This is a genomic window from Clostridium sp. E02 (assembly GCF_003833015.1).
In the GTDB taxonomy this organism is placed as follows: domain Bacteria; phylum Bacillota; class Clostridia; order Lachnospirales; family Lachnospiraceae; genus Lacrimispora.
The window spans coordinates 222,688-241,750 of the sequence record NZ_RJLQ01000002.1; the positions used below are offsets into that span (position 1 = coordinate 222,688).

General features: G+C 41.7%; 20 protein-coding genes, 2 tRNA genes and 1 rRNA gene. 20 read left to right on the plus strand and 3 right to left on the minus strand.

Features of this window, described 5'->3' with window-relative positions; genetic code table 11:
- Positions 1 to 40: 40 nt before the first annotated feature.
- Positions 41 to 979: a thioredoxin-disulfide reductase gene (trxB, locus tag EFT72_RS02310; RefSeq protein ID WP_279221923.1), complete on the plus strand. Its 939-nt coding sequence runs from the start codon at positions 41 to 43 to the stop codon at positions 977 to 979.
- A 60-nt stretch (positions 980 to 1,039) separates the two neighbouring features.
- Here the strand turns inward: trxB and raiA are convergent, their stop codons facing one another.
- Positions 1,040 to 1,567, minus strand: coding sequence for a ribosome-associated translation inhibitor RaiA (raiA, locus tag EFT72_RS02315; protein WP_124065217.1), 528 nt, complete (start codon positions 1,565 to 1,567; stop codon positions 1,040 to 1,042).
- Between the two features lie 613 nt (positions 1,568 to 2,180).
- Between raiA and secA the strand changes: the two genes are divergently transcribed.
- The 6 genes from secA (at position 2,181) to EFT72_RS02345 (ending at position 9,363) form a co-directional block, all read left to right on the plus strand.
- A complete protein-coding gene (gene secA, locus EFT72_RS02320; protein ID WP_124065218.1) occupies positions 2,181 to 4,751 on the plus strand; it encodes a preprotein translocase subunit SecA in 2,571 nt (856 codons plus the stop codon).
- An 88-nt stretch (positions 4,752 to 4,839) separates the two neighbouring features.
- Positions 4,840 to 5,974, plus strand: a protein-coding gene (prfB, locus tag EFT72_RS02325; protein WP_124065220.1) for a peptide chain release factor 2 whose coding sequence is annotated in 2 segments (ribosomal slippage) — positions 4,840 to 4,914 and positions 4,916 to 5,974 — 1,134 coding nt in all. Because the reading frame shifts where the segments join, the coding sequence is not laid out codon by codon here.
- Positions 5,975 to 6,110: 136 nt separating this feature from the next.
- Complete coding sequence (locus EFT72_RS02330) at positions 6,111 to 6,554, plus strand: ACT domain-containing protein (protein ID WP_124065222.1); 444 nt, start codon at positions 6,111 to 6,113, stop codon at positions 6,552 to 6,554.
- A gap of 6 nt (positions 6,555 to 6,560) precedes the next feature.
- Positions 6,561 to 7,775 (plus strand): homoserine dehydrogenase, encoded by a 1,215-nt coding sequence (locus EFT72_RS02335; protein WP_124065224.1) that lies wholly within the window; start codon positions 6,561 to 6,563, stop codon positions 7,773 to 7,775.
- A 19-nt stretch (positions 7,776 to 7,794) separates the two neighbouring features.
- Positions 7,795 to 9,003: an aspartate kinase gene (locus tag EFT72_RS02340; protein ID WP_124065226.1), complete on the plus strand. Its 1,209-nt coding sequence runs from the start codon at positions 7,795 to 7,797 to the stop codon at positions 9,001 to 9,003.
- Positions 9,004 to 9,015: 12 nt separating this feature from the next.
- Positions 9,016 to 9,363: a DUF2752 domain-containing protein gene (locus EFT72_RS02345; RefSeq protein ID WP_124065228.1), complete on the plus strand. Its 348-nt coding sequence runs from the start codon at positions 9,016 to 9,018 to the stop codon at positions 9,361 to 9,363.
- On the opposite strand, the gene EFT72_RS02350 is transcribed toward EFT72_RS02345, so the two are convergent.
- Positions 9,364 to 9,759, minus strand: a complete 396-nt coding sequence (locus EFT72_RS02350) for a sodium:solute symporter (protein WP_124065230.1) — start codon at positions 9,757 to 9,759, stop codon at positions 9,364 to 9,366.
- 150 nt (positions 9,760 to 9,909) lie between these two features.
- On the opposite strand from EFT72_RS02350, the gene EFT72_RS02355 reads away from it, so the two are divergent.
- From EFT72_RS02355 to ispD, 9 genes are all read left to right on the plus strand, one after another.
- Positions 9,910 to 12,051, plus strand: a complete 2,142-nt coding sequence (locus EFT72_RS02355) for a Tex family protein (RefSeq protein WP_124065232.1) — start codon at positions 9,910 to 9,912, stop codon at positions 12,049 to 12,051.
- A 34-nt stretch (positions 12,052 to 12,085) separates the two neighbouring features.
- On the plus strand, positions 12,086 to 12,592 hold the full coding sequence (locus EFT72_RS02360; protein WP_124065234.1) for a YcxB family protein: 507 nt from the start codon (positions 12,086 to 12,088) through the stop codon (positions 12,590 to 12,592).
- A 3-nt stretch (positions 12,593 to 12,595) separates the two neighbouring features.
- Positions 12,596 to 13,021, plus strand: a complete 426-nt coding sequence (gene tsaE, locus EFT72_RS02365) for a tRNA (adenosine(37)-N6)-threonylcarbamoyltransferase complex ATPase subunit type 1 TsaE (protein WP_124065236.1) — start codon at positions 12,596 to 12,598, stop codon at positions 13,019 to 13,021.
- Positions 13,022 to 13,738: a tRNA (adenosine(37)-N6)-threonylcarbamoyltransferase complex dimerization subunit type 1 TsaB gene (gene tsaB, locus EFT72_RS02370; RefSeq protein ID WP_124065238.1), complete on the plus strand. Its 717-nt coding sequence runs from the start codon at positions 13,022 to 13,024 to the stop codon at positions 13,736 to 13,738.
- The gene (rimI, locus tag EFT72_RS02375) at positions 13,728 to 14,162 is read left to right on the plus strand and encodes a ribosomal protein S18-alanine N-acetyltransferase (RefSeq protein ID WP_124065240.1); all 435 of its coding nucleotides are present in this window, start codon (positions 13,728 to 13,730) and stop codon (positions 14,160 to 14,162) included. Before tsaB ends, rimI begins: the two co-directional genes overlap by 11 nt.
- A gap of 143 nt (positions 14,163 to 14,305) precedes the next feature.
- Entirely contained in the window at positions 14,306 to 14,548 is a 243-nt protein-coding gene (locus EFT72_RS02380) for a hypothetical protein (protein ID WP_124065242.1), read from the plus strand.
- Between the two features lie 85 nt (positions 14,549 to 14,633).
- Positions 14,634 to 15,545 carry a ribonuclease Z gene (locus EFT72_RS02385; RefSeq protein ID WP_124065244.1) on the plus strand — a complete coding sequence of 304 codons (912 nt, stop codon included), beginning with the start codon at positions 14,634 to 14,636 and terminating at the stop codon, positions 15,543 to 15,545.
- A gap of 10 nt (positions 15,546 to 15,555) precedes the next feature.
- Positions 15,556 to 16,593 (plus strand): tRNA (adenosine(37)-N6)-threonylcarbamoyltransferase complex transferase subunit TsaD, encoded by a 1,038-nt coding sequence (tsaD, locus tag EFT72_RS02390; RefSeq protein ID WP_124065271.1) that lies wholly within the window; start codon positions 15,556 to 15,558, stop codon positions 16,591 to 16,593.
- Positions 16,594 to 16,600: 7 nt separating this feature from the next.
- Positions 16,601 to 17,308, plus strand: coding sequence for a 2-C-methyl-D-erythritol 4-phosphate cytidylyltransferase (gene ispD, locus EFT72_RS02395; protein WP_124065272.1), 708 nt, complete (start codon positions 16,601 to 16,603; stop codon positions 17,306 to 17,308).
- 28 nt (positions 17,309 to 17,336) lie between these two features.
- Here the strand turns inward: ispD and EFT72_RS02400 are convergent, their stop codons facing one another.
- Complete coding sequence (locus tag EFT72_RS02400) at positions 17,337 to 17,663, minus strand: helix-turn-helix transcriptional regulator (protein ID WP_124065246.1); 327 nt, start codon at positions 17,661 to 17,663, stop codon at positions 17,337 to 17,339.
- 216 nt (positions 17,664 to 17,879) lie between these two features.
- On the opposite strand from EFT72_RS02400, the gene EFT72_RS02405 reads away from it, so the two are divergent.
- The 4 genes from EFT72_RS02405 to EFT72_RS02420 form a co-directional block, all read left to right on the plus strand.
- Positions 17,880 to 18,161, plus strand: coding sequence for a hypothetical protein (locus tag EFT72_RS02405; protein WP_124065248.1), 282 nt, complete (start codon positions 17,880 to 17,882; stop codon positions 18,159 to 18,161).
- A 180-nt stretch (positions 18,162 to 18,341) separates the two neighbouring features.
- A tRNA-Ser gene (locus tag EFT72_RS02410) sits at positions 18,342 to 18,427 on the plus strand.
- A gap of 45 nt (positions 18,428 to 18,472) precedes the next feature.
- Positions 18,473 to 18,561: transfer RNA gene (locus EFT72_RS02415), tRNA-Ser, on the plus strand.
- 374 nt (positions 18,562 to 18,935) lie between these two features.
- Positions 18,936 to 19,063, plus strand: a 16S ribosomal RNA gene (locus EFT72_RS02420); the annotation flags it as partial.

The following is a 19,063-nucleotide window of genomic DNA, read 5'->3' on the forward strand; positions in this document are numbered from 1 at the left end:
ATGAATATAGAAGATATTACAGAAGATATTACAGAAAGAAATAAGAAAGCAGGTAGATAAAATGAGTGAGTTATATGATGTTGTAATTATCGGTTCAGGTCCCGCAGGATTATCCGCTGCCGTTTATGGCAAGAGGGCAGAACTTAAGATGGTAGTAATTGAAAAAGAGATGGCAAGTGGAGGTCAGGTTCTTAATACCTACGAGGTTGACAACTATCCAGGATTGCCAGGAATCAACGGGTATGATCTTGGACTGAAGTTCCGGGAACATGCAGAAAAGCTGGGAGCTGAGTTTTCCAACGACGAAGTACTTCGAATTGAAGCTGCCAACGGCGAATTTACAGTAGTAGGCGAAGAAAGAACTTATGTAACCAAGACGGTTTTGATCGCAACTGGTGCCCATCATAGAAAACTTCGGGTTATTGGAGAAGAAGAACTGACCGGTATGGGAGTCTCCTACTGTGCAACTTGTGACGGAGCATTCTTTCGCAATAAAGTGGCAGCCGTTGTTGGTGGAGGCGATGTAGCCATTGAGGATGCGATCTTCTTAGCCAGAATGTGTAAAAAAGTTTACTTAATTCATAGGAGAAATCAATTACGAGGTGCAAAGACATTGCAGACTCAGTTGTTAAAACAAGAGAATGTTGAAATCATCTGGGATACAGTTGTAGAGGAAATTGAAGGGGGAGATCAGGTCGAGTCTCTTACCATTAAAAATACAAAAACAGAAAAATCCGATAAGCTCGCCGTTGACGGTGTGTTTATAGCGGTCGGGATCAATCCTCAGAGTGAGGCATTTAATAACCTTGTGGAAATGGATCATGGATATATCAAAGCGGACGAAGACTGTGAGACAAACGTACCAGGAATATTTGCAGCCGGTGATGTTAGGACAAAACAGCTTAGACAGATATCGACGGCGGTTTCAGACGGTGCCAATGCCATCACCAGCGTAGAACGGTATCTGACAAGAGTATAAGAAAAAAGCAGCCAGTTCAAAATTCTGGCTGCTTTTTGTAGAAATCAGGGACGAAACGGATTAAAATTCTGGTTCAATCAATCCGTAGGAGCCGCCTTTTCTTTTATATACCACGTTTACTTCGTCGGAGTCTGCATTTAAAAATACAAAAAAACTGTGACCAAGTAGTTCCATCTGGATGCAAGCTTCCTCGGTATCCATAGGTTTTACAGCAAATTTCTTTGTTTTTACAATTTCCACCTGATCATCGATTGTTGTTTCTGTATCCATGAAAGCCTGGGAGAAGGATAAAGCATTCTGCTTTTTGTCTATTAATTTGTTCTTATATTTTTTTAGTTGTCGTTCCAGGATCTCTTCGACAAGATCAATGGAAACATACATATCAGTGCTTGATTCCTCTGCTCGAATGATATGGCCCTTTACCGGAATCGTAACTTCAATTTTATGGATTTCTTTTTGTACGCTGAGCCTTACGGTTGCTTCTGTAGCGGGGGCGAAAAAACGTTCTAGCTTTCCAAGTTTCTCCTCGATGGCTTGTTTAAGCCCTGTTGTGACCTCAATATTTCTTCCTGTAATAGTAAAATTCATAAGTCATCCGCTCCTTTTTCTTGAGATGGTTATAGTATATCACTTTTATGAGAATAATTCAATTGGATTGTAAAATTATAAGAAAATTTATGAAAAATTCATGTGAATATTCTCATCTTATATTTTATCAATTTATAAAAAAACTATTGATGGACTTAAAAAAATGTCAAGGGAAAAATGGAATTATTCGTCGAAAATTTGAATTTTATGACAATTATACAAAAATCATACAGTTTGATGTTCAAAGTAAAATACTGGTAATCCATGGCGAATAAATGTGGATAATGTGGATAAGTCGGTGTATAACTGTTATTTTCTATAATTATGGGATTTGTTGGTGGGGATAAAAGTGGGGGAAACATACACAATCCAATGTGGATAATGTGGAAAAGTTAAAAATCGAACAAATTTTTTGTGCAATGTGTCAGGTTTACCATAATTCTTTCCCCATTTGCTGCCGTTTGCTGGGGAATTAGGAAGGACTTGGTAACGAATGGTCTGAATGTTACCAGAATGTTAATTTTTTATGAATTCATTGAATTAAAGAGGAGTTAGTGCTACAATATACGAGATTGTAATGCGTATATTGTTAAGTAGAGTAGGAGAATAGATCATGAACTTGGTTCAAAAAATATTTGGAACTCATAGTGAAAGAGAATTGAGAATCATCAATCCCATCGTAGATAAGATAGAGGCTCTCCGGCCCGATATGGTTAAGCTATCGGATGAAGAACTGAAAAATCAGACAAAGCTGTTTAAAGAGAGACTTGCAGAAGGTGAGACTCTTGATGATATATTGCCAGAAGCTTTTGCTACTGTAAGAGAAGCTGGGCGCAGAGTTCTTAATATGGAACATTTCCGTGTACAGTTGATCGGAGGCTTGGTTCTCCATCAGGGACGTATTGCTGAGATGAGAACAGGTGAAGGTAAGACTTTGGTTTCTACCTGTCCCGCTTATTTGAATGCTCTATTAGGCAACGGTGTTCAGATTGTTACGGTCAACGACTATCTGGCAAAGCGTGATGCGGAATGGATGGGAAGAGTCCATGAATTTTTGGGTATGACCGTAGGAATCGTATTAAATTCCATGAATTCCGACGAAAGACGTGCTGCGTACAACTGTGATATTACGTATGTAACCAACAACGAGCTTGGATTTGATTATTTAAGAGATAATATGGCCATCTATAAGGAACAGATGGTTTTAAAGAATCTGGACTTCTGCATCATTGATGAGGTGGATTCAGTTTTGATCGATGAAGCGAGAACTCCTTTGATTATTTCAGGTCAAAGTGGGAAGTCTACGAAACTGTATGAGGTCTGCGATATCTTTGCCCACCAGTTGGAAAAAGGAGAAACCTCCGGTGAATTCTCAAAGATGGCTGCCATTATGGGAGAAGAAATTGAAGAATCCGGTGATTTTATCGTAGATGAGAAGGACAAGGTAGTTAATTTAACCGAACAGGGTGTGGAGAAGGCAGAGCAGTACTTTCATATCGAGAACCTATCGGATCCTGAGAATTTAGAGATTCAGCATAATATCATATTAGCTCTTCGTGCCAACAATTTGATGTTTCGGGATAAAGACTATGTGGTAAAAGATGATGAAGTATTGATCGTAGATGAATTTACAGGACGTATTATGCCAGGAAGACGCTATTCTGACGGTCTCCATCAGGCAATTGAAGCAAAAGAACACGTGAATGTCCGCAGAGAAAGTAAGACGCTGGCAACCATTACGTTCCAAAACTTCTTTAATAAATACAATAAAAAAGCAGGTATGACTGGTACCGCTCTTACCGAGGAAAAGGAATTTAGAAACACCTATGGTATGGATGCCATTGCGATTCCTACCAACCGCCCGGTGGCGCGTTTAGATCAGGAAGATGCTGTTTATAAGACGAAGAAAGAAAAATTTGAAGCTGTTTGCGATGAAGTTGCAGTTGCATATTCGAAAGGTCAGCCAGTACTAGTTGGTACCATTACCATCGAGACTTCTGAGATGTTAAGTGGATTGCTCAAACGAAAAGGTATCCCTCATAAAGTCTTAAACGCCAAGTATCATGAGCTGGAAGCGGAAATTGTTGCAGATGCTGGTATTCATAAGGCAGTTACCATTGCGACGAATATGGCTGGACGTGGTACGGATATTAAGCTTGATGATAAGGCAAAAGAAGCTGGTGGGCTTAAGATCATTGGTACAGAGCGTCATGAGTCTCGACGAATTGATAATCAGCTGCGTGGACGTTCCGGACGTCAGGGCGATCCAGGTGAATCTAGATTCTATATTTCTCTGGAAGATGATTTGATGCGTTTGTTTGGTTCCGAACGTCTGGTAGGAATGTTTAATACTCTAGGCGTACCGGAAGGAGAGCAGATCGAGCATAAGATGCTTTCGAATGCCATTGAAAAAGCGCAGATGAAGATTGAGACCAACAACTATGGAATCCGTGAGAACCTTTTAAAATACGATGAAGTCATGAACGAACAAAGAGAAGTAATCTATGACGAACGGAAAAAGGTACTTGATGGAGACAATATGCGTGACGTTGTGTTAAAGATGGTTACGGATATTGTGGAGAACTCAGTGGATTTATCCGTCATTGAGGATCAATCACCAGAAGAATGGAATTTAGAAGAACTGAATATGCTTCTTCTTCCGATCATTCCCTTAGAGACGATTACGCTTCCAGAGGATATGCAGATCAAGAAAAACGAATTGAAACATATGTTAAAGGAAGAGGCGATCAAGCTGTATGAAACTAAAGAAGCCGAATTCCCAGAAGCAGAACAGATTCGTGAGATGGAACGAGTTATTTTATTAAAGGTGATTGACAACAAATGGATGTCTCATATTGATGATATGGACCAGCTGCGCCAGGGAATTGGTTTACAGGCGTATGGACAGAGAGATCCGTTGGTAGAATATAAGATGAGCGGTTATCAGATGTTTGAGGAGATGACGGCAGCCATCCGGGAAGAAACCGTAAGGATTCTATTCCACATCCGAGTGGAACAAAAAGTGGAGAGAGAACCTGCTGCCAAGGTGACTGGAACCAACAAAGATGACAGTGGAGTGAAAGCTCCAGTGAAAAAGGCGGAGAATAAGGTTTATCCAAATGATCCTTGTCCATGTGGTTCTGGCAAAAAGTACAAGCAGTGCTGCGGACGTAAATTAGTATAGTGTTTTATAAAATTGGAGTTCGCGCCCATAAGTTAGGAGCGGACCCCAATTTTGTATTATAAATAAAAAAACGAAAGTGGGTGACACAGTGGTAGAGTTAGATCAATACAAATACGAATTATCAACGTATGAAAAACCATTAGTGGAAGTGAGGGATTCACTTTAACTTAGATCAAAAGTTAAAGCGGATTGATGAACTTGACAAATCGATGGAAGAACCGGACTTCTGGGGAGACCCGGAGAAATCAACAAAGATTGTTCAGTTTGCAAAAAATTTAAAAGATACAGTACAAAGTTATAAAGACTTAGAGCAGCAGTTTGAAGATATCGGTGTCATGATTGAGATGGGGAATGAAGAGAATGATCCTTCCCTTGTTTTGGAAGTGGCAGAGATGTTAAGTGATTTTAAAGAGAGTCTGGAGCAGATGCGGATCAATACACTGTTATCAGAAGAGTATGACAGCCACAATGCTATTTTAAAGCTGAATGCAGGAGCAGGAGGAACTGAATCCTGTGACTGGTGTAGTATGCTTTACCGTATGTTCCTTCGTTGGTCAGAGAAAAAAGGATTTAAGACAGAAGTGCTTGACTATTTAGACGGTGATGAGGCTGGAATTAAATCAGTTACTGTACAGATTAATGGTGAGAATGCTTACGGATATTTAAAGTCTGAAAAAGGCGTACACCGCCTGGTTCGTATCTCTCCCTTTAATGCAGCCGGCAAGCGTCAGACATCCTTTGTTTCTTGTGATGTTATGCCAGATATTGAAGAGGACTTGGATGTAGAAATCAATGACGATGAATTGCGGATTGACACGTATCGTTCCAGTGGTGCAGGTGGTCAGCATATCAATAAAACATCTTCCGCAATCCGAATTACTCATCTCCCTTCTGGTATTGTAGTTCAGTGTCAGAATGAGCGTTCTCAATTTCAGAACAAAGACAAAGCCATGCAGATGTTAAAGGCAAAGCTTTATATGAGAAAACAGCAGGAGAATGCGGAAAAACTTTCTGGGATCCGAGGCGATGTGACAGACATTGGCTGGGGGAACCAGATTCGTTCTTATGTCATGCAGCCTTACACCATGGTGAAGGATCACAGAACCAATGCAGAGACGGGAAATGTCAACAGTGTACTAGATGGAGCTTTGGATCTGTTTATGTATGCGTATTTACGCTGGATCAGTACAGGAGCCAAGGCAGGAGAGAATGGACCAGAATAAAATTCTCTGCATTTTTTTTAGAACCTAAGAAATAAAATAGAAAATATAGTTGCATACCAAGCACAAATATGATAATATCTTCCCTATGAACACAAATGTATTTCCATTGCGGACACAGAAGGGGAGATATTTTTTTATGGAAGAAAAAAGTAAATATTTTGTGGTAAAGCAAAAAGCTGTGCCTGAAGTATTGCTAAAAGTCGTTGAGGCAAAGAAGCTATTGGAATCGGAGCGAGTCATCACCGTGCAGGAAGCGACGGATCGAGTTGGGATCAGCCGCAGCTCTTTTTATAAATATAAAGATGATATCTTCCCATTTTACGATAATACAAAGGGAAAAACCATTACGTTAGTGATGCAGATGGATGATGAACCGGGGTTACTGTCAGATCTGCTTCGTGTGGTTGCTGTGTACCGTGCCAATATCCTGACCATACATCAGAGTATTCCAGTGAATGGAGTCGCTACCTTAACGATCAGTGTTGAGGTACGAAAAGCCACGGGCAATGTCTCAGAAATGGTTGAGGAATTGGAAGAAAAAGATGGAATTCACCACGTAAAAATTTTAGCCAGGGAGTAATAAAGTATGATGAATGTTGCAGTTATGGGCTATGGTACCATAGGATCCGGTGTTGTAGAAATTTTGGAAAAAAACAAAGATACCATAGAAAAAAAGACAGGCGAAACAGTAGATGTTAAATATGTACTCGATTTAAGAGAATTTCCGGGTACAACGATAGCAGATAAGATTGTACATGATTTCTCTATCATTGAAAAGGACCCAGAAATCACCATGGTGATTGAGACCATGGGAGGACTGAATCCAGCTTATCCATTTGTAAAGGCATGTTTAAAAGCAGGGAAGCATGTTGCTACTTCCAATAAGGCACTGGTTGCGGCTCACGGCACTGAACTTTTAAAAATAGCCGAAGAAAAAAAAGTGAATTTCTTCTTTGAGGCAAGTGTTGGCGGAGGGATTCCCATCATTCGGCCTCTTTACACTTCACTGGCTGGAGAGAAGATATTAGAAATCACAGGAATTTTAAATGGTACCACGAATTACATACTGACAAAGATGAGCCAGTCAGGAGAGTCTTTTGAGAGCGCACTCAAAAAGGCACAGGAACTTGGCTATGCAGAGCGAAATCCGGAGGCTGATGTAGAAGGACATGACACTTGTAGAAAGATAGCTATATTGACTGCGTTGGCTTCGGGTCACGAAGTGAATTTCCAGCATATTTATACAGAAGGGATAACAAATATCACAGATGTAGATTTCCGTTATGCCGAAGCGCTTAAAACTTCAGTGAAACTGTTTGGTTCCAGCCGTATCAGCGAAGGAAACGTTCATGCATTCGTAGCACCAGTTATGATAGGAATGGATCATCCGCTCTATTTTGTGAGTGATGTCTATAATGGAATTCTGGTAAAAGGAAATATGCTTGGGACTTCCATGTTCTACGGAAGCGGAGCAGGGAAACTTCCTACTGCAAGTGCAGTTGTTGCAGATATTATGGAAGTCTTAAATCACAAAACGGATCATGTTAAGATGGGTTGGGATGAGAAGTGTCTGGCCATTTCTTCCATAGAAGATCTGTCCTTTCAGTATTTTATCAGAATCAAAGGGATTTATGGTAAACGAAGGAAAGAAGTAGAAGCAGTCTTTGGAAATGTGGAAGTAACAGAACTAGATCATATGGATGAGTTCGCCGTTCTGACAGAGGCCATGACGGAAGAAGCGTATCAACAGAAAGCAAAAGAGCTGTCAGGAATCAGACAGCGCATCCGTGCAGAATTTTAATTTTCGCCAGGAGGCAGCAATGTTAGTAGTTAAAAAGTTTGGCGGTAGTTCCGTCGCAGACAAAGATAGAATCTTTCATGTAGCCAGACGCTGTATCGAAGAATATGAAAAAGGCAATCAGGTAGTAGTGGTCTTATCCGCTATGGGAAAAACCACGGACGGCCTTATAGCCAAGGCACATGAGATGAACCAGAATCCACCCAAAAGAGAGATGGATATGCTCCTTGCCACAGGAGAGCAGGTTAGTGTTGCGCTGATGTCCATGGCGATGCATGCACTTGGGGTTCCAGCAGTTTCCCTAAATGCAGCCCAGGTGGTGATGCATACCACCTCCGCTTATGGAACAGCCAAATTAAAACGAATCGATACGGATCGGATCCGTCATGAGTTAGAGGCCAAAAAGATCGTTATCATAACAGGCTTTCAGGGTGTGAATAAATACGATGATTTAACCACCCTTGGACGGGGAGGATCGGATACCACAGCAGTGGCTCTTGCAGCAGCTCTAAGTGCCGATGCCTGTGAGATTTACACAGACGTTGATGGTGTTTATACTGGTGATCCCCGGATTGTACCTAATGCAAGAAAACTTTCAGAAGTGTCCTACGATGAGATGCTTGAATTTGCATCTTTAGGAGCAAAGGTTCTCCATAACCGCTCCGTGGAGATGGCAAAACGCTATGGAGTACAGTTGGTTGTCCGCTCAAGTATGACAAGAGAAGAAGGGACGATCGTCAAGGAGGAAACGAAAATGGAACGAATGCTTGTAAGTGGAGTCGCTGCGGATAAGAATGTAGCCCGGATTTCAGTGATGGGCGTAAAAAATGAACCTGGAGTTGCTTTTAAGATCTTTCATCTTTTGGCAAAGTATCATATTAATGTGGATATAATCATTCAGTCGATTGGACGAGAAGATAGAAAAGATATATCCTTTACGGTGGCAAAGACCGATTTGAATGAGACGATGGAGTTATTAAAGAACCATCTTGAAACGATATCTGCGCAATCCGTAACGTACGAGGATGGCATTGCCAAATTATCAATTATCGGTGCTGGGATGTCGAGCAATCCGGGAGTTGCTGCTAAGATGTTTGAAGCCCTCTATGGAGCGAACGTCAACATAAAGATGATTGCCACTTCAGAGATACGAATTACCGTATTGATTAATGAAATCGATGTGGAACGCTCCATGAGATCAGTCCATGATGCATTTGATCTTGGGAACTAAAGAGGAAAAAAGATGACTTTTTTAAAGAAATTGGTTGAAATCGGAACTTCCTGCCCTTTTCTTACATTGACGGGATATTATTGTCCTGGCTGTGGAGGAACACGAGCAGTCCGTTCTCTATTAAAAGGGGACCTTCGGATGAGTATTCAGTATCATCCGCTGGTCCTTTATGCTGTAATCGTATTCTTGATGGAACTCATCATTCGCATGATCTGTAAAAATGGAAAGCACCCGATCAATCATAGAAAGAGAGAAAGGGTGCTTGTCCTGATCGGTGCCGCCATCGTGCTGGCAAACTGGATTTTTAAAAATTATATGCTTGCATTTAGAGGAATCGATCTTCTTCCCATTATGAAATAATTAATCTCCAGACGGGGAGTGAGGCATAAGTGCCTGGGTGGTTGTCTCAAATATCTGTCTGAAATATTCTCCCATGGGTGTATTGGTATCCATGACATCATATACAAATATGATAAATAAGGAAAGCAGGATACCGCATATTGCTGAAATTATGGAAAGAATCAGTCCAAGCTGTGCCTGGTGCCTGAATGGTTTTCCCTGCTTTGAAAGAACCGCACAGACAATCCCGGTTAATCCAAAAAATAGACCTGCCGGAAGATTCCATATGCTGAATAGGGGAAGGCAATCGGTCACCAAACCAATACCACCAAAAAAAACGGACCAAAATGCAAGAAACGATCCTGCGTTGGGCGGTTTTGGCAGCATTCCGTTATTGCTGTTATTATTTTCGTTCATTGGTACATACCTCATGATTTTCCTTTTGATCAGTTATATTGTATGATTGTAGCACGAAAACACCTTGATGTCCAGACAGGTATTGCATAACGATCCTTGATGAATTATAATGGTCTAATTGAAGGAATTATGAAAATCAAGAGGTATAAAATGGATATTATAAAGGTAATACAAGAAGAGCTTTCCATAACACGCAGACAGGTAGAAGAAACCGTCCGGTTAATTGACGAAGGGAACACCATCCCATTTATAGCACGATACAGGAAGGAAATCACAGGTTCCCTAAACGATGAAGTGCTTCGTGACCTTGATGAGCGGCTTAAGTATTTAAGAAACTTACAAGAACGAAAAGATCAAGTGCTTGCTTCGATCAAAGATCAGGAGAAACTGACTCCGGAACTAAAAGAGAAGATTGTAAAAGCCCAGACACTAGTGGCAGTAGAAGATTTATATCGTCCCTATAAACCAAAGAGAAGGACTCGTGCTACCATAGCGAAGGAAAAGGGACTGGATCCATTGGCAGATCTGATTCTATTACAGAGGACCAATGCTCCTTTGGAAAAAGAAGCAGAAACTTATTGCTCCGAGGAAAAGGGAGTGCTTTCAGCAGAAGATGCCATAAATGGAGCGAAGGATATTCTGGCGGAGCGGATTTCCGATCAGGCACAATACCGCACTTATATCCGAAACGTGACTATGGATCAGGGGCTGATTCAGTCATCGACGAAGGACAAAGAAGCAGAGACTGTTTATGAGATGTATTATAATTATGAGGAAACCATAAAAAAAGCGGCTGGACACCGAATTCTTGCCATGAACCGTGGAGAGAAGGAAAAGGTCCTGCAGATTAAGATTTTGGCTCCAGAAGAGCAGATAATCCGATATTTAGAGAAACAGGTGCTGATTCGGGACAATCCCTATACGACTCCTGTCTTAAAAGATGTGACGGCGGACAGCTATGATCGGTTGATTGCTCCGTCCATGGAACGGGAGATAAGAAGTTATTTGACAGAGGCAGCGGAAACTGGTGCCATCCGGGTATTTGGTAAGAATTTAGAACAATTGCTGATGCAGCCGCCCATTGTCGGCAGAGTGGTGCTTGGCTGGGACCCTGCATTTCGAACCGGATGCAAACTGGCAGTTGTGGATGAGACGGGGAAAGTACTCGATACCGTTGTTATCTATCCAACCGCACCTCAAAACAAAGTGGAAGAATCCAAAGAGATTGTAAAGAAACTGATTCAGAAATATAACATTACCCTGATCTCTGTTGGCAATGGAACTGCGTCAAGAGAGTCAGAAGTTATCATCGTAGAACTGTTAAAGGAGATCCAAACCTCAGTTCAGTATATTATAGTCAATGAAGCAGGAGCCTCCGTTTATTCTGCCAGCAAATTAGCGACCGAGGAGTTTCCAAACTTTGATGTAGGGCAGCGGAGTGCGGCTTCCATCGCAAGAAGATTACAAGATCCACTGGCAGAGCTTGTTAAGATTGATCCCAAGTCCATTGGGGTAGGGCAATATCAGCATGACATGAATCAGAAACATTTAAGTGAAGCACTGCAAGGCGTCGTGGAAAACTGTGTTAATAAAGTGGGAGTGGATTTGAATACAGCTTCTGCTTCTTTACTTGAATATATCTCTGGGATTACCAAACCCATTGCGAAAAATATCGTGGCTTATAGAGAAGAACATGGGGCATTTGAAAGCAGAAAGCAATTGTTAAAGGTACCAAAGCTTGGACCGAAAGCATTTGAACAGTGTGCAGGTTTTATGAGAATTCAGGGTGGAAAAAATCCCCTTGATGGAACCAGTGTTCATCCGGAAACATACAACGCTGCCTTAAATCTTTTGAATAAACTGGGATATGATCTAAGTGAGCTGGCTCATGGAGGGTTAACTGGAATCAGCAAAAAGATCTTAGATTACAAGGAACTAGCAGAAGAATTAAGCGTTGGGGAGATTACCCTTCGGGACCTGGCGAAAGAATTGGAAAAACCAGCCAGGGATCCCAGAGATGAGATGCCAAAGCCGATTTTGCGTACGGATGTTATGGAAATGAAAGATTTGCAGCCAGGCATGGTATTAAAAGGAACCGTTAGGAATGTCATTGATTTCGGTGCATTTGTGGATATCGGTGTTCATCAGGATGGTTTGGTTCATATCTCCCAGATGTCCAATCATTTTATTAAACACCCACTAGAAGCTGTAAGTGTGGGCGATATTGTAGAAGTGAAGATTATCAGTGTGGAAGTTTCAAAGAAACGGATCGCTCTTACCATGAAACTATAAGGGAGCCTTTCATTCGATAGAAAAGGAGGAACACATGGAACAGAAAAATCCAATCGTAATAGAAGTGAAACTAAAGGCAAAGGATTTGTGGAAATTTTCCATGTATCATTCATATCGTGGCATGCAGGGAATCTTTAGCTTGATTTTCAGTGCAGCAGCACTCTATGCTCTTGTCAGTACATGGGGGACGACTACCAACTTGTACCGGGGGTTACTATTCGTCTGTGTTTTGCTGTTTACCGTATGGCAGCCCGCTCTTCTTTTTCTAAAAGCCGCAAAACAGGCAGCAAAGCCCATGTTTCGCAATGGAATGACATTGTCTTTTTTGGCGGAAGGAATAAACGTTACCCAGGGAGATGAAAATCTTTTCATCGAATGGGGGAATTTAGAACGAGTTCTCCGTGTGAGAGATATGTTGATTCTTTATATGGATCGTGTACATGCTTATTTGCTCCCAGATTCTATTTCGGGGGATCACCTTCCTGCATTAACTGCTTTGATAAAAGAGAATCTGCCTCCAGAGAGGCGAAAGAGGATATAGATTATGGTAAAAGAAAGCTGGAAGCCAGAAGAAACCTTTGCACTAGGAAAGAAACTGGGAGAGTCAGCAGCTCCCTCCACCGTATATTGTCTAAATGGTGATCTTGGAGTGGGGAAAACGGTCTTTACTCAGGGGGTTGCCGCTGGTCTTGATATAAGAGAGCCAGTTGACAGTCCTACCTTTACCATCGTAAAACAGTATGAGGACGGGCGTTTGCCCTTCTATCATTTTGATGTGTACCGGATTGGTGATGTCAGTGAGATGGATGAGATTGGATATGATGAATACTTCTATGGAGAAGGGGTAACGCTCATTGAGTGGTCGGAGCTGATTGAAGATATTCTTCCAGAAGATGCTATAACAATCACCATCGAAAAGGATTTAAACAAAGGCTTTGATTATAGAAAAATAACCGTGGAGGGAATGTAAATGAACATACTTGGAATTGAAAGTTCGTCACTGGTGGCATCGGTTGCCATCGTGTCAGACCAGGTGCTGATAGCAGAGTACACGGTGAATTTTAAAAAGACACATTCCCAGACACTTCTTCCTATGCTTGATGAGATCGTTACCATGGTGGGATATGATTTGGATACCATCGATGCCATAGCGGTTTCCGCAGGCCCTGGTTCTTTTACAGGGCTGAGGATCGGATCGGCAACGGGGAAAGGTCTTGGATTAGCACTTTCAAAGCCGTTGATCTCTGTACCTACCATAGATGCAATGGCGTATAATCTATACGGTTGTATTAGCCGGGTCTGTCCGATTATGGATGCGAGAAGGAATCAGGTTTATACAGGAATCTATGAGTGTAGAGATGGATTTTCCATAGTGAAACCATCCTGTGCGATGGATCTTGATGATCTAATCGATGAACTAAATCAGGCCGGAGAAAAAGTGATATTTTTAGGGGATGGAGTTCCTGTATACCAGGAACGATTGGAAAAAGAGTTAAAGGTCCCCTTTGAATTTGCACCTGCTCATCTAAACAGACAACGGGCTGGTGCTGTGGCAGAACTAGGAAGTCTTTATTACAAGGAAGGAAATCTAGTTTCGGCTGCAGAACATGGCCCGGAATATTTAAGAAAACCTCAGGCGGAACGGGAACGGGAAGAGGCATTAAAAGGGGAAGCCAATGGTTCGTGAGATGGAAGCAGAAGATGTGCTTACAATCACCGGTATAGAACAGGTTTGTTTTCCAGATCCATGGTCTTATGAAAGTATAATGGAAAGTTTAAACAACAATCTGGATACTTGGTTCGTCGTAGAAATGAAGGCGGAGATTGTTGGTTACTGTGTGTTTCGAATCATTGCCGGGGAGGGAGAACTTCTCCGCATTGCCCTTTTGCCGAAGTGGAGAGGGAGGGGCCTTTCAAAGAAACTTATGGACCAGGTGGTTTTTTATTCCAGAAGGTGGGAAGTGAGTTCCATGTTTCTTGAGGTTCGAAGTAGCAATGAATGTGCTGTAAACCTATATAGATCCTATGGTTTTTTGGAAAATGGCATTCGAAAAAACTACTATCAGAATCCTTGTGAAGATGCCATTCTTATGACAATCCCTGTGATATGAAACATTTACCACTAAAAATAAGGGGAAACACCGTTTATAATGTAGGGGTATCCAGTATGGATGCCCTTATTTCTATTTATGGTTAAAACGGTATGAAATCAGGGTGAATCTGGAAAGTGCGAAAAAGGAAAGGTGAGAGTAAGATGAGAAAGTACAAAAACGGCGGTCAACTGGAGACAGTAGTATGCAACTGTTGCGGCAAAAAAGTTATCGTGTCAGAGGGTATTGCCAGAGAAGGGGTTATCCGCGTGAACCATACCTGGGACTTCTTTTCAGAAAAAGATGGGGAGATCCATCATTTTGATCTTTGTGAAAGCTGTTATGAAGCTATGATTGCAGAATTTAAAATACCTGTGGAGATTGAGGAACAGCAGGAATATTTGTAGTTGCTAATTCCCTTGGCTTTGTGATATGATTTTATGAGGCGTTTTTATACCGTCTTATTGATTCAAACAAAAGTGAGGAAATTTTATGTTAGATATATGTTTACTGGGAACTGGAGGAATGATGCCTCTTCCCTACCGCTGGCTGACAGCCATGATGGCACGGTGTGAAGGCAGCAATCTTTTGATCGATTGTGGAGAAGGAACTCAGATTGCTTTAAAAGAAAAGGGCTGGAGCCCAAAGCCGATTGATATTATCTGTTTTACTCATTATCATGCGGATCACATCAGTGGTCTGCCTGGTCTTTTGTTGACTATGGGGAATGCAGAGAGGACAGAACCTCTGACACTCATTGGTCCCAAAGGCTTAGAACGGGTGGTGGGGGCATTGCGTACCATTGCTCCTGAACTTCCATTTAACCTTAAGTTCATTGAGCTTTCTGAAAATAGGGAGCAGATAATCCAGGGACCTTATGTAATTGATGCTTATCGTGTCAATCACAATGTGGTTTGTTACGGATATTCGATTTCCATTCCAAGGGCAGGACGATTTGATGTGGATCGGGCAAGAGAAGCAGGAATCCCCCAGAAGTACTGGAGCCGGCTGCAGAAAGGTGAGACTTTAAAAGATGGAGAACACGTTCTGACACCAGATATGGTTTTAGGACCGAAAAGACGGGGACTAAAAGTAACATACTGCACGGATACAAGACCAGTTCCTGTGATTGCAGAATATGCAGCGGATGCGGATCTATTTATCTGTGAAGGCATGTACGGGGAAGAAGGAAAAGAAGCAAAAGCCAGAGAATACAGACATATGACTTTTTATGAAGCCGCAGGACTGGCAAAGAGTGCACAGCCCAAACAGATGTGGCTGACTCATTATAGTCCATCTTTGACAAGACCAGAGGAATTTATGGACAAGGTTAAAGCGATTTTCCCTCGTGCGAAAGCGGCCAGGGATGCCTGGACGATAGAATTGGAATTCGATGAGGAATGAGGAAATGATGATGAAGAAAAATCATACAGAAGAAGATGTTTATATCCTGGCAATTGAAAGTTCCTGCGATGAGACAGCAGCGGCGGTGGTAAAAAATGGGAGGGAGATTTTATCAAATATAATCTCATCTCAGATAGCCCTGCATACCCTTTATGGAGGCGTTGTTCCTGAAATTGCTTCCAGAAAGCATATGGAAAAGATCAATCAGGTGATAGAATCCGCATTATCAGAAGCCGGGATGACATTAGATGATATGGATGCCATTGGTGTCACATATGGACCGGGTCTAGTCGGGGCATTGCTTGTGGGAGTTGCCGAAGCAAAGGCGATTGCGTATGCCGCCAAGAAACCTCTTGTGGGTGTCCATCATATAGAAGGACACGTATCAGCCAATTTTATTGAACATAAAGATTTAGAACCGCCTTTTTTGTGTCTGATTGTATCCGGTGGTCATACCCATTTGGTGGTTGTAAAAGATTACGGAGAATTTGAGATCATAGGGCGAACCAGAGATGATGCGGCTGGCGAAGCGTTTGATAAGGTGGCTAGAGCGGTAGGCCTTGGCTATCCGGGAGGTCCTAAGATCGATAAAACGGCAAAAGAGGGGAATCCTCATGCCATCAAATTCCCTAGGGCAAAGGTAAATGACAGTATTTATGATTTTAGCTTCAGCGGATTAAAGTCGGCTGTTTTAAATCATATCAATCATGCGAAGATGATGGGGGATGAGATCAATGTGCCGGATCTCGCCGCATCCTTTCAAAATGCAGTCGTGGATGTCTTAGTCAGCCATACCGTGAAGGCTGCAAAAGAATATGAGTTTCATAAAGTTGCCATCGCCGGTGGAGTAGCTTCTAACTCTGCATTACGCGCAGAGATGGGAAAAGCCTGCGAAGAAAATGGGATAGATCTTTATTTTCCTTCCCCCATCTATTGTACTGATAATGCCGCTATGATTGGAACAGCAGCTTATTATGAGTATATCAACGGTGAAAGAGCAGGTCTGGATTTAAATGCAGTTCCTAACTTAAAACTGGGAGAGAGGTAAGGCAATGATGGCACGAACCGCGGCAGTAATACTGGCGGCAGGGAAAGGAACCCGAATGGGCGGTTCCGTTTATAAACAGTATCTGACTTTATTGGGGAAACCCATGATTTATTATTCGTTAAAGGCCTTTGAAGAGAGTTCGGTGGATGAGATCATACTGGTTACTGGCCAAGGAGAAAAGGAATATTGTAAAAAAAACATCATTGAGAAATATGGCTTTACCAAAGTTACGGCTGTAACGGAGGGAGGAACCGAGCGGTATCATTCAGTATACGAGGGACTAAAGGAAGTAAAGCATTGTGAATATGTTTTGATTCATGATGGAGCAAGACCCTGCGTGACCCCCAAAATCATCGAATCGGCCTTAATGGGTGCAGTTGAATTCAAGGCTTGTGTCGTGGGAATGCCGGTCAAAGATACCATAAAGATATCGGATGAGGATCAATTTTCTAAAGTGACCCCAGATAGAAATCATCTTTGGCTCATCCAGACGCCACAGGCATTTGCGTATCAACTGGTATTTAGTGCCTATGAGACACTTATGACGAAACAAAAGATGCAAAAAGGGATTACAGATGATGCGATGGTGGTTGAGACCATAACTCAGGAGAAAGTTAAATTGATTCGAGGAGACTATACGAACATGAAAGTAACAACTCCAGAAGACATGGAAATTGCGGAAATACTGTTAAAGAGAATACGGAGAGATCAATAAAAGGGATGCTGTAGGAGCAGCTTCCTTTTTATTTTTTACCTCCGTATTTTAATAAGTCCTTTACAAGAAGATGAAGGTGTTCAAGCTGCTCCCGATTTAGATGCTGGGCATCGCTCAGTAATTCTTTTAGTTTTGCAGGGCTGTGAATTTCACGAGAGAAAAATTCAGCCGGTTCAAGATCCAGATACTCGCATATATAGAAAAATCCCATCATGGACGGAAGAGCTAGTCCATTTTCTATTTTATGGATATACGTTGGGTTCTGTCCAAGAGACAAACTCATATCACGTGCGGATACTCCTTTCTGTGCTCGAAGTTGAGAAAGGCGTTTTGAAAAATTGAAATCTATATACATGGGTAACTCCTCCTGATTCCATAGTATTGTATCAAATGAAATATGTGTGGTAAATAATGCAATCCATAGCTTGACATGTTGCATTCATTACAATATTATTAGTTGTATAAATATATTTAATGTAAGATCAGATAAAGTAATCCTTAGGAAGGATTCCTGATCTTAGATTTTATCAGCTGCTGCATCAGATGAGAAGAAGGGAAGAAGGTACGCTAGATGAAAGCTGGATATAGCGGAAGAGAAAAAGATAAAAACATCAGGGAGGGGCTTTTGGACCGGATCGCTATAGAGTCAGGTTGTATGTATTTATCAGATTTGCGGGGCAGTGTGGGGAAAATAGGTTGCCGTTTTGCTGTTTCTGAAATTCCAGCCACGGATTACTCCGAAAAAATCTGGCAGGATGCCTTCTATTACATAACTGGAATTGAAGAAAACTTTAACACTGCTGAACAGGCAAAGCAACGACTTTTAGAGTATTTAAAACGAGGGGAAAAATAATAGAAAATTTTGTAAAAATCTGTTGACAGATGAAACAAACAATGATAGAATATCCAAGTTGCCTCTGATGAGCGATTCAATGAGAGACACAAGGAAAGAGCAAGGCTCCACGAGATTTATAAAATAGAAAAAAGTGCTTGACAAAAACATGGACTTCTATTAAAATGTAAAAGCACGTTTGGAGAGGTATCGAAGTGGTCATAACGAGGCGGTCTTGAAAACCGTTTGTCCGCAAGGGCGCGTGGGTTCGAATCCCACCCTCTCCGTTGGCAGGTTTTAGCCGTTTTTCATATAAAAGAAATCAGCGTATTGCAGAAGTACCCAAGCGGCTGAAGGGGCTCCCCTGGAAAGGGAGTAGGCTGTTAGTAGCGGCGCGAGGGTTCAAATCCCTCCTTCTGCGTTAACATCTAGACGAAACATAGTTTTTGAATAGATGTACAAGCACTTTGAAAACAGAAGATTGAACAGTATGTAAAACCCTGAAAATTCGAATAAAAGTCATGTTTGATGACTTTGAATGAGAAATTCAGAACGAATACAAGTAATTGTATACGAACCAAACAACAAGTAAAAACGGGAAATAAATTAGCTAGTTAGTTGATTTTGACCGTGGATTGAACCAATGGCAAGTCCAAGCGGTACGCTCATGAAGCTTTGCTTCATTCGCTACCATTTGCTTCGCAAATGTTCGCAGATTCGAAAAGGTCTTTATGAAAGCAAGCTTTCAACAGGCTTTTCTACAAATCTACGACCGCTTTCAAAGACTATATGCTTAAATTTGAGAGTTTGATCCTGGCTCAGGATGAACGCTGGCGGCGTGCTTAACACATGCAAGTCGAGCGAAGCACTTTAAAGGAAGTTTTCGGATGGAATTTAAAGTGACTTAGCGGCGGACGGGTGAG